Below are 13,322 nucleotides of genomic sequence, written 5' to 3' on the forward strand. Positions count from 1 at the left end.
CCGCCGATCCGGGTGCTACGCAGCCCAGGGCGTGACCTCCGTCCCTGTGACCGCCGTAACAGTCCCGGTCCCCCATCCCCTACATACGCCCTCCTTCCCACACCGACGCCTTCATTTCCCTGCCGTTCACGCCCTCGTACCCCGACGTTTCACGCCGCCGCCTGCAGATCCAGCCGCGCCCCGAACTCCCTGACCATCGGCTCGTCCCGGTACGGCTCCAGCCGCTGCTGGAAGTCCTCCAGATACTCGGCACCCCGGTTGGAGCGCAGGGTCTCCAGGAGTTCCACGGCCTTCAGCCCGGTGTGGCAGGCCTGTTCGATCTCGCGCTGCTGCACCTGCGCTGTGGCGAGCAGCACATAGCCGATCGCCCGGCGCCGCGCCTTGCCCTCCGGGAGCCCGGCCAGCGACTCCTCCGCGCGCCGCGCCGCCGCCTCGGCCTGGCCGAGGTCGCGGTGGCAGTGCGCCAACTCGTCGGCGAGGTAGGCCTCGTCGAAGTGCGCGATCCACGCCGGGTCGTCGCCGGACTCCGGATCCGCCGTCTCCAGCGCGGTCACCGCCCGCCCGGACGCCACCTGCGCGGACCGCGCGTCGCCCATCAGCGCATGCCCGCGCGCCTCTGCCGCGTAGAACATGGCCTCCGCGCGCGGGGTCACGCGCCCACGCGCCCCCTCCTGCGCCGCCCGCGCCAACTGCGCGATCTCACGCGGGTTCCCGAGCTGCGCGGCGAGGTGGCTCATGGAGGCGGCCAGCACATACCCGCCGTAGCCCCGGTCGCCCGCCGCCTGCGCGAGCCGCAGCGCCTGGATGTAGTACCGCTGGGCGAGCCCCGGCTGCCCGGTGTCGATGGCCATGTACCCGGCGAGCTCGGTCAACCGCGCGACGGCGGCGAAGAGTTCCCGCCCGACCGCCTCCCGGTACGACCCGGCCAGCAGCCCGGAGACGACACTGTTCAGGTAGTGCACGACGACCGGCCGCACATGCCCGCTGCCGTACTGGTGATCAAGGTCTACGAGCGCCTGCGTCATCGCCCGCACGGCCGCCACGTCGGACTGCCCCACGCGCGGCCCCGCCGAGCGCGCCACCTGTGAGTCGGGCGACGAGATCAGCCAGTCGCGGCTCGGCTCGACCAGCGCGGACGCGGCGACGGACGAGCCGGACAGGAAGTCCCGCCGCCCGACGTCGCTGCGCCACAGCTCGCAGACCTGCTCGATGGCCCCCAGTACAGTCGGCGAGAACTGGAGACCGACGCCCGAGGCGAGGTTCTTGCCGTTGGCCATGCCGATCTCGTCGATCGTGACCGTACGGCCCAGCTTGCGGCCGAGCGCCTCCGCGATGATCGCCGGTGCCCGCCCCCGCGGCTGCTGTCCACGGAGCCAACGGGCCACGGACGTCTTGTCGTAGCGCAGATCGAGGCCGTGCTCGGCGCCGCACATGTTGACCCGGCGGGCCAGCCCTGCGTTCGAGCAGCCCGCTTCCTGGATGAGCGCCTGCAGCCGTTCGTTCGGCTGTCGCGCGACGAGAGGCCTGGCGGCCATGGCGTACCCCCTGTGGCTGCGGTGCCTGCCCACGCACCGAGTTGACGTTCTTCGATCGCCGGATCCGGCCCGGTTCACTGGATGTGCACCGCATGGTTCCGGCCGTGAAGATCAATGCCCCGTCGGCATACCGAAAATGCGAGGCTTGTGAGGATTGCCGGGGTAAAGGCGGAAGCCGACCCCACAGGTGGCTACCCAGCTCGGGCCACGGTTCCTCCCACGCGCCCCCACACGTGCACCCATGCGCCCCAGATGAGGAATCAATGCTCCTCCCCCGCGCGCGCTCCGGCCGTAACCCGAGGTGGGTGCGGGAGTTGTGTTCAGCGTGGAAGAGACGATCCCGGCCACCGAAGCCGCACAGATTCCGAAGCAGCGCGGCGAAACGCTGCTGGAGACCGCCGTTCGCTATGCCGAGGAGCGCCACTGGGACGTGTTCCCGGGGACCTGGCTGGAGGCCGTCGACGGCGTACAGCTGTGCTCTTGTGGCGACACCGCGTGCCCCGCGCCCGGCGCGCACGCCGCACGCCCCGACTGGGCGACGCAGGCGACGGGAAGTGCGACGGTCGCGCGACGGATGTGGCAGAAGCAGCCGAACGCGTCGATCCTGTTGCCGACGGGGCGGACCTTCGATGCGATTTCTGTCCCGGAGACTGCGGGGTTTCTCGCGCTGGCCCGTATGGAGCGGATGGAGTTGACGCTGGGGCCGGTGACGTTGACGCCGGATCGTCGGATGCACTTCTTCGTGTTGCCGGGTGCGTCGGTGAAGATTCCTGAGTTGGTGCGCAAGCTGGGGTGGTCGGTCGGGTCGCTGGATCTGGTCGCGCTCGGAGAGGGGGCGTACGTCGCCGGTCCTCCGACGCGGTTCGGGTCTCGGGGAGCGGTGCAGTGGGCCTGTCGGCCTACGCCGGCGAATCGGTGGTTGCCGGATGCGGAGGAGTTGATCTCGCCGTTGGCGTACGCCTGCGGGCGGGATCGGTAATTCGCCGGTTCATCTGCCTGGTTGATCATCGTTGGCGGCTGCCGGTTGTTTTTGGCTGGTCGCGCAGTTCCCCGCGCCCCTAAGTTGGCATCCATGACGTCGGCCGTAAGTGTGCGTGGGCTCTGGAAGCGGTTCGGGCAGCAAGTTGCCGTTGCCGGGATCGATCTGGAGTTGCCTGCGGGGAAGTTCATCGGGCTCGTCGGGCCGAACGGGGCCGGGAAGACCACCACGCTCTCCATGGTGACCGGGTTGCTGCGGCCCGATCAGGGGGCCGTTGAAGTCGTCGGGCATGACGTGTGGCGGGACCCCGTCGAGGTGAAGGCGCGGATCGGGGTGCTGCCTGAGGGGCTGCGGCTCTTCGAGCGGCTCACGGGGCGTGAATTGCTGGCGTACACGGGGCGGTTGCGCGGGCTTCCCGGGGCCGAGGTCGACAAGCGGGCCACCCAGTTGCTCGATGTGCTCGATCTGGCGGGGGCCCAGCACAAGCTGGTCGTCGACTACTCGACCGGTATGCGCAAGAAGATCGGGCTCGCCGCCGCGCTCCTGCACAATCCCGAAGTGCTCTTCCTGGACGAGCCGTTCGAGGGCGTCGATCCGGTCTCCGCCCAGACCATCCGGGGCGTGCTGGAGCGCTACACCGCCTCCGGCGCGACCGTCGTCTTCTCCTCCCATGTCATGGAGCTCGTCGAGTCGCTGTGCGACTGGGTCGCCGTCATGGCCGCCGGGCGCATCCGGGCCCACGGCCCCCTCGCCGAGGTGCGCGGGCAGGCGGCCTCGTTGCAGCAGGCGTTCCTCGAACTCGTCGGCGCGAACGGGCGCGACGCCGGATCCGACCTCGACTGGCTGGGCGGCGGGGCGCGATGAGTGCCGACGTGACGGGAGTCGTCGTACGGCTGAAGCTGTCGCTGCTCCGGAACGGGCTGCGGCAGTCCGGTGGGCGCCGGGCCGCCTATGCCGCCTCGGCCGTCCTCGTTCTCCTCTTCGCCGCGCTGCAACTCCTCGGCCTGATCCTGCTGCGCGGCAACGCGCACGCCGACACCGTGGTCGTCCTCCTGGTCTCGGTCCTCGCCCTCGGCTGGGCCGTGATGCCGCTGTTCTTCCCCGGCGGGGACGAGACCCTGGACCCGACGCGGCTCGTGATGCTGCCGCTGCGGCCCCGGCCACTGGTGCGGGCACTGCTCGCGGCCTCGCTGGTGGGGATAGGGCCGCTGTTCACCCTGTGCCTCCTCACCGGTTCCGTGATCTCGGTCGCGCGGGGCGGGATGGCGTACGTCGTCGGTGTCATCGGGGTCGTTCTGGCCCTGCTGGTGTGCGTGGCGCTCGCGCGGGCCGTCGCCGCGGCCAACATCCGGCTGCTGACCAGCCGTAGGGGGCGCGATCTTGCGGTGCTGAGCGGGCTGGTCATCGCGGTCGGGGCGCAGGTCGTGAACTTCGGTGCGCAGCGGCTGGGTTCGTCGGGGCTCGGACAGCTCGATCCGGCGGCGGATGTGCTGCGGTGGGTGCCGCCGGCGTCCGCGATCGGGGCGGTGGAGTCGGTGAGCGAGGGGTCGTACGGTGTCGGCGTCCTTCAACTGGCCTTGAGTACCGCTGCGTTGGCGGTGCTGATCGCCGTATGGTCACGCCACCTGACACGGCTGATGACCTCGCCCGACGGCTCCACGCTCCAGGCGGTCACCGAGGCCGCTGTACGGGAACGGACCTCGACCGGCCTGGCCCGCCTTCTGCCGGCCGGCCGCACCGGCACCGTCATGGAACGCAGCCTGCGCTACGTCTGGCGCGACCCGAAGACCAAGGCGGCCTGGGTGACCTCGCTCGCCATCGGCCTGATCGTGCCGCTGTTCAACGCGCTGCAGGGCACCGGCTCGATCTACTTCGCGTGCTTCGCCGCCGGGATGCTCGGCATCCAGATGTACAACCAGTTCGGGCAGGACACGTCCGCGTTCTGGATGGTCGCGATGACGATCTCGTCCCCTCGTGACGCCTACGTCGAGCTGCGCGGCCGAGCACTGGCACTGCTGCTGATCACCCTGCCCTACGCCGCCCTCGTCACCGTCCTGACGACAGCGCTCCTCGGCGACTGGCCCAAGCTCCCCGAGGTGCTGGGCCTGTCCTTCGCCCTCCTCGGCGCGATGCTGGCGACGGGCGCCTGGACGTCGGCCCGCTTCCCGTACTCCATCCCGCAGGACGGCTACAAGAACGTCGCACCCGGCCAGACGGGCCTGGCCTGGATCTCGATCTTCGGCGGCATGATCGCGGCGGCCCTGCTGTGCGCGCCCGTGATCGCGGTGACGATCTGGCTGAACGTGAGCGAGGACGGGGAAGCGTGGAGCTGGCTGCTGCTGCCGGTGGGCTCGGCGTACGGGGCGACGATCACGTGGCTGGGCCTGCGCCTGGCGGCACCACGGACGGCGGCCCGCCTACCGGAGATCCTCACGGCGGTGAGCAAGGGCTGACACAAGTCATCCCACCCTCACCGAATCCAGGAACGGCTCGATGGCAGCTCGCCACCCCTCCGGCTGGTCGTAGTGCACCAGATGACCGGCGTCAGCGACCTCCGCGTACTCCCCTCGCGGCAGCACCCGCACCATCTCCTGAGCCTCGGCCCGGCCCAACTCCCCATCGAGGCCGCGCACAACCAACGCAGGACACTGAACCTGCGCCAACTCCTCCCAGTGCGCGTCGAACACCCACGGCTCCCGGGACTTGAGCATCTGGTCCGGCTCGAAAACCGGCCGCCAGCCGTCCTCGCACTCGTGCATCACCTCGGCGTAGAACTCCCCGCGCGCAGGGTTCGGCCGCTCGACCCACGGGTCGTCCTCACCGAACCACTTGCGCACATCGGCAAGCGTGGCGAAGGGAACGGGCCAGGACTTGAACCAGTCCGCCCACTCCCGCTGCGAGGCCGAGCCGAGCGCGGAGGCCCGCATGTCGCAGATGATCACGCCGCGCACCAGGTCGGGCCGTTTGGCGGCGAGCTGCCAGGCGGTCAGCGCGCCCATGGCGTGGCCGATGAGGACGGCCGGGCCGAGGCCGAGCTGTTCGAGGGCGGCCTCGGCGTCGTCGACGTACGCCTCACGCGTGAAGGCGGCCTGCACGTGCTTCTCGCTACGGCCGTGGCCGCGCTGATCGAGGGCCACCGCACGGTGCCGCTCGGAGAGCCAGCGGGCGGTGGAGGCCCAGTGCGAGGCGCGGCCCATCAGGCCGTGCAGTAACAGAACGCCGGGCGTACGGTCGTGCTCCTTGGCGGGGTCGGTCTTGGGAGGGTCGCCGAACTCCCAGGCTGCGAGACGTACGCCGCCTGTACCGGTCACGTCGATGCGCCGCGCCATTGGTCCTGGCACCCCCCTAGCTCCGCTCGGACCGCTCGCTCCCGCTCGAGTCGGCCGATCCTGTGAACCGCGTCCTGCTTGCCGTGTCTGCTGTGCCTGCCGTATCTGCCGTCGCTCACGCGAACACGGCGCGCCACCCGCGCCGCACGCAGCGTAGACGCCCTCGCACGCGATGTGCATGTCCTGTGTGTCTGACGTGATCTTATGCGCACACTCATGAAGCGCACGTTCCGCATGACCCGTCACCCGCAGGCTATCGAACCTCTATTCGAAAATGCGGTCTCTGCGGGCAACACCCCTCATTCGAGTGACCCCCCGCGAGGATTGATCGCCATCGCCGAGGGGAGATCTTCAGCGGGAGGCGGACCGCTCGGGGAAAACGGTCCGAGGGGAATGACCCTGGGAGCTCGGGGCTCCGGGTCAGCACAGGGGAGGACAGGCCCCGGCGCCACACGGCGCCGGGGCCCTCTCCACACTCACGGCACATCCTCCCGCCCCCTCCCCGGCCGGACGCATCGCTGTCGACAGCCTGGCACGCGAAACGGCCGAGCGCTGCGATTCAGCGCACTGGATCTTGGAATCGACGAGATCGACGGATCGCCACAACTCCCGCTCCCTTACCGGGAATTACACGGGAGGGAACTCGAGATGACAGGTGCCGCCGACTCAGCGCTTGGCGACGAAAACATGGGAGGCGACGTCCGCCTCCAGCTCGGCAGCCTCACCGCCGCTGCCCACGAGCACACCGCCCGCCGACTCGGTCACACTCACCACCGAGCCGGGCTGCACTCCCGCCCGGCGCAGCGTGTACATCAGCTGCGCGTCGGTCTGGATGGGCTCGCCGATACGGCGTACGACGACCGTCTTGCCCTCGACCCCCGGGTCGAGGTCGGCCAGCGAGACCATGCCCTCGTCCAGGAACGGATCGGCACCGTCCTTCTCGCCGAGTTCCTCCAGGCCGGGGATGGGGTTGCCGTACGGCGACTCGGTCGGATGCCGCAGCAGCTCCAGCACCCGCCGCTCCACCGCCTCACTCATCACGTGCTCCCAGCGACACGCCTCGGCGTGCACCTGCTCCCACTCCAGCCCGATCACGTCGACGAGCAGACACTCGGCGAGGCGGTGCTTGCGCATGACACGGGTGGCCAGCCGCCGCCCCTCGTCCGTGAGCTCCAGGTGCCGGTCGGTCGCCACGGACACCAGTCCGTCACGCTCCATCCGCGCCACCGTCTGGCTGACGGTCGGTCCGCTCTGGTCCAGCCGCTCGGCGATCCGGGCGCGCATGGGGACCACACCTTCCTCCTCCAGCTCGAGGATGGTGCGGAGATACATCTCCGTGGTGTCGATCAGTCCGGACATACGTGCCCCTCGATTAGCTCTGCGATTAGCTCAGCCGGAAGCGAGACAGCTCCACGGCGCGTGCGCTGGCCCTGCAGTCAATTCTGCCGGATACCACAGACAACCGTGCCGCGCCGTTGAAAGCAGGGGGTTATATGGCCGCACCTCCCCGCGGCGCCGGCACGCGGACGGGCGTCTGTAACGGGCCGCCGCAGGCATCCGGCCGTATTGACACCACACTGGTCCAGACCGCACGGTGATCCGCGACACACCCCACCCGACCACCCGACGCGACCGCCACCCCGGAGGGCCCCGCATGAGCGACAGCAAGCCGGCCGACCAGTTCTTCGACGCCGCCATCGGCCTGCTGCAGCGGGTCCGTGACGAGGAGGCCGAGAGCATCGAGGCAGCCGGCACCCTGCTCGCCGACACCGTCGCCACCGGCGGCCGGCTCTTCGCCTTCGGCGCCGGCCACTCCTCCCTCGCAGCCCAGGACGTCGTCTACCGCGCGGGCGGCCTCGCCCTGATGAACCTGCTCGCCGTCCCCGGCGTCGTAGGCGTCGACGTCATGCCCGCCACCCTCGGCTCCGCCCTGGAACGCGTGGACGGCCTCGCGAGCGCGGTCCTGGACAGCTCCCCCCTCCGCGACGGCGACGCCCTCGTGATCATCTCCCTCTCGGGCCGCAACGCCCTCCCCGTCGAGATGGCCATGCACGCCCGCACCCTCGGCGCCAGGGTCATCGGCGTGACATCGGTGGCGTACGCCTCGGAGACGACGTCCCGCCACGTCTCGGGCACCTACCTCAAGGACCACTGCGACATCGTCCTCGACTCGAAGATCGCGATCGGCGACGCGGAACTCACCCTCGACGCGATCCCGGCCCCCTTCGCCCCCGCGTCCACGGTCGTCACCAGCGCGCTCCTCCAGGCCGTCATGGCCACGGCAGCCGCCACCCTGGCCGCCCGCGGCATCGAGCCCCCACTCCTGCGCTCCGGCAACGTGGACGGCGGCCACGAGTGGAACCGCCAGGTGTTCGAGAAGTACGGCGACCGGATCTTCTACCGGCACTGACAGCTACCGACACTGACAGCTACCGGCACTCACAACGCATCGCTACTTCAAGCGTCCGAGCCCCTCGAACCCTCCGAGCCTCTCGAACCCTTCGAGCCCAGCGCCCCCGCCAAATCCAACGCGGAAGCGATCCGCACCGCCACCCCCTCCGCATACACCGCATCGCCCCGCTCGAACGCAGTGCGCCCGGCACCCCGCAGAAACGTCACGACCCCCAGCGTCCGCCCCCGGCTCCGCAACACCGCACACAGCGCGTGCACCGTCTCCGCCGGCCACTGCCGGCCCACCGCCCACGCACGCGCCTGCTCCGCCGGCACATCACCGGCGTCGGCCCGCACGGACCCGGCCCGCGCCACACACCGCAACGCCGGATGCCCCTCGCCGTACCGCACCGGCAACCCGGCCTCCCCGCCGAGCAGACTCGGCCCCGGCGCCCCGGAGGGCGTCACCGCGACCCGAACCAGCCGCACCGACCCCGCCGTGTCCGCATCCAGGAGCTCCCCGCCCGCGACCCGGTCGATCAGCGCATGATCGGCGAACCCGGCCAGCGCGAAGTCCAGATGTACCGTCGCCGCCTCCGCAGGGTCCTCGCACTCCGCGGCAGCCCGCGCGGCCCGATGCAGCTGATTCGTGCGGAACCGCAGCTGCGCCCCCTCCTGCTCCGCCTGCTTGCCCTCGGTCACGTCCTGGAAGAGCCAGCCCACCCCCAACGGCACCGGCTCCTCCGCGAGCGGCGAGGCCAGCCGTACGAAGCCACACCGCCAGCACCGACGCCGCTCACCCTCCGGTGTCCGCACACTCACCCAGATCTCGGCCGGCGCGGGCGGCGCACCCTCCGCCAGCACATGCGTGAGCGCGCTCTCCAGCTCCTCGACCCCCTGGGCGAGCAACTCCCCGAGCGGCCGCCCGAGCACGGACGTACGCCCGATACCCAGCGCCCGAGCGGCATGAGCGTTCACCACCGCAGGCCGCAGATCCGCGTCGACGAGCACCACACCCCACGACGCGTCCTCGAACAGTGCCTCGCTCAGCGCGATCGACCGCTCCAGATCGATCTGCACATGCACCTCGCTGAAGGCGCAGTACAGCCCGGCAGGCTTACCGTCCGGACCGCGCACGGCCGCCGACTGCGTCCGTACGAGCACCCGCCCGCCGTCCTTGGTCAGCAGGGCGAACTCATGGACCTGCCGCCCGGGCGCCTGCATGGCGGCCATCAGCCGCCCCTCGACCTCCTCGGCATCGGCCTCGCGCACGGCCCACCCCGCGAACCCGTGCCGCCCCACGGCCTCGGCCGCAGTCCACCCCAGGATCCGCTCCGCCTCACGATTCCAATGGGTGACGACCCCGTCCGCGTCGAAGGCGCACAAGGCCGCGTCCATGCCGTCCAGCAGCGCGGCCAGCAGATCCGAGCCGCCTGCAGAACCCTCCGAACCACCTGCCGAACCGTCCGGACCATCCCGCTCGGGTTCGTCCGGCCCCAGCTCGTCGGTGGTCCCACTACGCCGGGAAGCACTCACCTGGACCCCCTGCCAAGCTGCGTCCGCACGTACGACGCGTCCGTTCGCTCACTTGCAATCATCTAACTCGAACGTGACGCAGCACACACCGTGTTCCCCAAGATTGAAGGAATCGTTGTACGCGCCGCTCCGCGACTACTCCAGCCGCAGGTCGAACCACTCATCGGTCTCGCCGTCCAGCACATACCGATCGGTCTCGACGAACCCGCGCGCCTCGGCGAACCGCAGCCCGTCCTCGTTGACCGCCAGCACACAGGTCTCGATCACCCTGGCGCCCAGCACGCGCGCGTGGGCGAGCCCCTCCTCGTACAGCTGCGTGCCGTACCCGCGCCGCCGGTACTCGGGCAGCACGCGCGCGATGACCGTCGCCACCGCGTCCTCACCCTCCGGCGGCCGCACGGTCGAGCAGCCGACGAGGACGTCACCGACGTACGCGTTCCGCAGGCGGTACCGCCCGCTGCGCTCCCGTACCTCGTCGAGATCCATGGCCGCGGGCGGAACGATCACGTTGTGGACGTGCCGCCACTCCTGAAGCATGACCTCGCCGTCGACCGGCGCTGTCCGAAATCCGGAAAGGTCAGACACGAGCGCCACTCCCCCGCCGGGCGTAGACCTCGATCTCGATCTTCATACGAGGGTCGGCGAGCCCGCACATCATCATCGTCGCCGCCGGCCGCACGTCCCCGAAGTACCGCCGCAGCACCGGCCAGCACGGCTCGAAGTCCGCCCGCTCCGGCAACAGGTACCGCACCCGCACCACATCGCCGAACGAACACCCCGCCTCCTCCAGCGCGGCCCCCACGTTCCGCAGACACTGCTCGGCCTGCTCCACCACGTCCTCGGAGATCGTCATCGACGCATAGTCGAACCCGGTCGTCCCCGACACATGCACCCAGTCCCCGTCGACCACGGCACGCGCGTACCCGATCTGCTCCTCGAACGTCGAACCGCTGAGGATCGCCTGCCGTACCGCCTGCTGCTCTGTCATGTACGGAACGCTAGGTGACCTGCACTGATACGTCTATCGCGTAACCAACCTCCTGACAGCGGGGCCGCGTACTTCGGAAAGGAGGTCACTCGCTCCCCGACCACAAGGTCGCCGAGTGACCAGCCCCAGTCATCACGATCGGCATGATCAGGGAGGTGCACTGATGACTACGTTTCCTGCAGGCGAGCAAACCCACCAGGCTGTGCTTCCTCAGCAGCCTGCTCTGGAATTCGTGGGAGCAGACACCCCTGGGAGTAGGGACGAAACGGCTCACGGACGCCCCGCCACCGCGCGGGGCACCGGCAGGGAACATGGGCGAGGGGAGACTGGCGGGCACGGCACCAGGGCCCGTCGGCGTCACGCCAAGCGCGCCGCCGCTGCGGCGAAGGAGGCAGAGAACGGGAGCGGTGACGCTCCCACACATATCCGGTCGTACACAGGTGGCGTGGGCGCGGGCAGAGTCTTCGTGCTGTCCAAAGAAGGGCAACCACTCATGCCCTGCCACCCTGCCCGGGCCCGCGAACTCCTCGGCAAGGGTCGAGCCGTCGTCGCCCGGCAAGCCCCCTTCACCATCCGCATCAAGGACCGCACGCGAGCCGAATCGGCAGTCGACGGCGTGCAACTACGCATCGACCCCGGCTCCAAGGGCACCGGCCTCGTCCTCACCGACGAGAAGAAGGAAACCGACGAACACGGCACCACCGTCACCGTCCGACGCGCCCTCATCTCCATCGAGCTCCAGCATCGCGGCGACCAGATCCGAGCGTGCATGCGTCAGCGTGCCGGATACCGACACAGACGGCGATCCGCCAACTGCCGCTACCGAGCGCCCCGCCACGACAACCGCACCCACCCGGCGGGATGGCTACCGCCCTCCCTTCGCCATCGCGTCGACACCACCTGCTCCCTCGCGAACCGCCTGAGCCGCTACGCCCCCGTCAGCGAGATCCACGTGGAAAACGTCGCCTTCGACACCCACTCCATGAGCGCGGGCAGAACCCTCAGAGGAGCCGAACACGAGCAAGGAACACTCGCCGGAACCGACGATCGCGCCCACCTACGCGCCAAGTGGAACAACGCCTGCGCCTACTGCGACGCCACCGGCGTCCCCCTCAACATCGAGCACCTCACACCCCGCAGCCGAGGAAGCTCGAACCAAGCAGCACTTCGGATACGTAACCGGTGATCTGGTGCGCGCCGTCATGCCCACCGGCAAGTGGGCAGGGACCTGGACGGCACGTATCTCAGTCCGGGCCAGGGGACAGCACAGCCTCACAACTCCTACAGGCCGGATCAATGTTTCGCACTGGAACCTTCGGCTCCTGCAACAGGGCGATGGGTACGGCTACAGCACTCGACTGGAATCTCCGCCGTCAACATCTCGAAAAACCGGTTGATCGGTGGCCGACCGGTTTTTAGAGTGCTGCTCACGTGAGAGAGGAGGTGGTTCGGCTAATGACGGAAACCCGGACACGCGAGGTGGCTGCGGGCTAACGGCCCGACACCCCACCCAGTGCGGTGCCGGACCAGCGTGTGCGCAATGCGCGCAGCCGGCCAATCCAACGCAGTCACCCGACCCGCGAGCTCGCCGGTACGTCCGGCCGGCTCCCCCGCCGTCAGGCGGAGGGACCCGAGCTCGCGGGTCGTCTGCTGTCGCAGGCCCCTGTACCGGCCCCGCCGCTCACGGACTGAGCCGCTCCACCCGCCAGCTCCCGTCCTGCTCCGCCACATACCGCAGCCGGTCGTGCAGCCGGTTCTCCCGGCCCTGCCAGAACTCCACCGCTTGCGGCGCCACCCGGAATCCGCCCCAGTTCGGCGGCACCGGCACCTGCTCGCCCTCGGGATAGCGCGCGGCCAGCTCGGCGTACGAGGCGTCGAGGTCGGCGCGGGTGGCGATGAGGGAGGACTGGGCGCTGGCCCAGGCGCCGAGCTGGGAGCCGTGCGGGCGGGTGCGGAAGTACGCGGCGGTCTCGTCGCGACCGGTGCGCCGGGCCACGCCCGTGACGATGACCTGGCGGGCCATCGGATGCCAGGGGAAGAGCAGGCAGACGTACGGGTTCTCGGCGAGGTCGCGGGCCTTGCGGGAGTCGTAGTTGGTGTAGAAGACGAAGCCCTGCTCGTCGAACTGCTTCAGCAGCACCGTGCGGGAGCTGGGCCGGCCCTCGGCGTCCGCGGTGGAGACGATCATCGCGTTCGGCTCGAAGAGGTGGGCCTCCGCGGCGGCCTGCCTGAACCAGCGCGCGAACTGTTCCACCGGAGTGGCTGCCAGGTCGGTCTCGGCGAGGCCCTCGGCCCGGTAGTGCTTGCGCATGGCGGCGGGGTCGGGGACGGGTTCGGCGGGATCGAGGGGGACGGCGTCTCGGTCGGTCACGCGGTCATCTTGCCGTATGCGGCGACCGCCGTCCGGCATGGTGTCGCCCATCTCGGATGGCACTGAGTGCCGCAAGGTCTCCCCAAAGGTGGCACTCGGAGATATCGTTCAGATGTCGTCGCGGTTGGATGACCGCCGACCGCGCGGGGCATCACAGGGGTACGCCCCGGACCGCGAGTCCCCGAGTTCGTGA

Annotated in this window: 12 protein-coding genes; 5 read left to right on the forward strand and 7 right to left on the reverse strand. The window is 70.0% G+C overall.

Annotated elements, in window-relative coordinates:
- Nucleotides 1-149: 149 nt before the first annotated feature.
- Nucleotides 150-1,535, reverse strand: a complete 1,386-nt coding sequence (locus EHO50_RS20510) for an NsdA family TPR-like regulatory protein (protein ID WP_128431819.1) — start codon at nt 1,533-1,535, stop codon at nt 150-152.
- Between the two features lie 316 nt (nt 1,536-1,851).
- Here EHO50_RS20510 and EHO50_RS20515 point away from each other — a divergent pair, with 316 nt between their 5' ends.
- From EHO50_RS20515 to EHO50_RS20525, 3 genes are all read left to right on the forward strand, one after another.
- The gene (locus EHO50_RS20515; protein ID WP_128431821.1) at nt 1,852-2,514 is read left to right on the forward strand and encodes a bifunctional DNA primase/polymerase; all 663 of its coding nucleotides are present in this window, start codon (nt 1,852-1,854) and stop codon (nt 2,512-2,514) included.
- Nucleotides 2,515-2,607: 93 nt separating this feature from the next.
- Nucleotides 2,608-3,378, forward strand: coding sequence for an ABC transporter ATP-binding protein (locus tag EHO50_RS20520; protein WP_128431823.1), 771 nt, complete (start codon nt 2,608-2,610; stop codon nt 3,376-3,378).
- On the forward strand, nt 3,375-4,967 hold the full coding sequence (locus tag EHO50_RS20525) for a transporter (protein ID WP_128431826.1): 1,593 nt from the start codon (nt 3,375-3,377) through the stop codon (nt 4,965-4,967). The genes EHO50_RS20520 and EHO50_RS20525 overlap by 4 nt, the downstream gene beginning before the upstream one ends.
- Nucleotides 4,968-4,973: 6 nt before the next feature.
- On the opposite strand, the gene EHO50_RS20530 is transcribed toward EHO50_RS20525, so the two are convergent.
- Nucleotides 4,974-5,843 carry an alpha/beta fold hydrolase gene (locus EHO50_RS20530; RefSeq protein ID WP_128431828.1) on the reverse strand — a complete coding sequence of 290 codons (870 nt, stop codon included), beginning with the start codon at nt 5,841-5,843 and terminating at the stop codon, nt 4,974-4,976.
- 666 nt (nt 5,844-6,509) lie between these two features.
- Complete coding sequence (locus EHO50_RS20535; protein WP_062703554.1) at nt 6,510-7,202, reverse strand: iron-dependent transcriptional repressor DtxR; 693 nt, start codon at nt 7,200-7,202, stop codon at nt 6,510-6,512.
- A 295-nt stretch (nt 7,203-7,497) separates the two neighbouring features.
- On the opposite strand from EHO50_RS20535, the gene EHO50_RS20540 reads away from it, so the two are divergent.
- Nucleotides 7,498-8,253, forward strand: a complete 756-nt coding sequence (locus EHO50_RS20540) for an SIS domain-containing protein (protein ID WP_128431830.1) — start codon at nt 7,498-7,500, stop codon at nt 8,251-8,253.
- 47 nt (nt 8,254-8,300) lie between these two features.
- Here EHO50_RS20540 and EHO50_RS20545 read toward each other — a convergent pair whose 3' ends face one another.
- The 3 genes from EHO50_RS20545 to EHO50_RS20555 all read right to left on the reverse strand — a co-directional run bounded on the left by EHO50_RS20545 (nt 8,301) and on the right by EHO50_RS20555 (nt 10,758).
- A complete protein-coding gene (locus EHO50_RS20545; protein WP_128431833.1) occupies nt 8,301-9,770 on the reverse strand; it encodes a PAS domain-containing protein in 1,470 nt (489 codons plus the stop codon).
- A gap of 135 nt (nt 9,771-9,905) precedes the next feature.
- Entirely contained in the window at nt 9,906-10,355 is a 450-nt protein-coding gene (locus EHO50_RS20550; protein WP_246101269.1) for a GNAT family N-acetyltransferase, read from the reverse strand.
- The gene (locus tag EHO50_RS20555) at nt 10,348-10,758 is read right to left on the reverse strand and encodes a RidA family protein (protein WP_128431835.1); all 411 of its coding nucleotides are present in this window, start codon (nt 10,756-10,758) and stop codon (nt 10,348-10,350) included. The genes EHO50_RS20550 and EHO50_RS20555 overlap by 8 nt, the downstream gene beginning before the upstream one ends.
- Nucleotides 10,759-11,251: 493 nt before the next feature.
- Here EHO50_RS20555 and iscB point away from each other — a divergent pair, with 493 nt between their 5' ends.
- Complete coding sequence (iscB, locus tag EHO50_RS45125) at nt 11,252-11,944, forward strand: RNA-guided endonuclease IscB (protein WP_246101271.1); 693 nt, start codon at nt 11,252-11,254, stop codon at nt 11,942-11,944.
- 495 nt (nt 11,945-12,439) lie between these two features.
- Here the strand turns inward: iscB and pdxH are convergent, their stop codons facing one another.
- Nucleotides 12,440-13,129: a pyridoxamine 5'-phosphate oxidase gene (gene pdxH / locus EHO50_RS20565; RefSeq protein ID WP_128431838.1), complete on the reverse strand. Its 690-nt coding sequence runs from the start codon at nt 13,127-13,129 to the stop codon at nt 12,440-12,442.
- Between the last annotated feature and the right edge of the window lie 193 nt (nt 13,130-13,322).

Origin of the sequence: Streptomyces cyaneus (assembly GCF_004028635.1) — a bacterium.
GTDB classification, from domain to species: domain Bacteria; phylum Actinomycetota; class Actinomycetes; order Streptomycetales; family Streptomycetaceae; genus Streptomyces; species Streptomyces cyaneus.

Bases quoted from the DNA above. Each gene is read 5' to 3' on its own strand.
- EHO50_RS20525 (WP_128431826.1), top strand. From the start codon at position 3,375: ATGAGTGCCGACGTGACGGGAGTCGTCGTACGGCTGAAGCTGTCGCTG.
- EHO50_RS20530 (WP_128431828.1), bottom strand. From the start codon at position 5,843: ATGGCGCGGCGCATCGACGTGACCGGTACAGGCGGCGTACGTCTCGCA.
- EHO50_RS20510 (WP_128431819.1), bottom strand. From the start codon at position 1,535: ATGGCCGCCAGGCCTCTCGTCGCGCGACAGCCGAACGAACGGCTGCAG.
- EHO50_RS20520 (WP_128431823.1), top strand. From the start codon at position 2,608: ATGACGTCGGCCGTAAGTGTGCGTGGGCTCTGGAAGCGGTTCGGGCAG.
- EHO50_RS20540 (WP_128431830.1), top strand. From the start codon at position 7,498: ATGAGCGACAGCAAGCCGGCCGACCAGTTCTTCGACGCCGCCATCGGC.
- EHO50_RS20535 (WP_062703554.1), bottom strand. From the start codon at position 7,202: ATGTCCGGACTGATCGACACCACGGAGATGTATCTCCGCACCATCCTC.
- EHO50_RS20555 (WP_128431835.1), bottom strand. From the start codon at position 10,758: ATGACAGAGCAGCAGGCGGTACGGCAGGCGATCCTCAGCGGTTCGACG.
- iscB (WP_246101271.1), top strand. From the start codon at position 11,252: ATGCCCTGCCACCCTGCCCGGGCCCGCGAACTCCTCGGCAAGGGTCGA.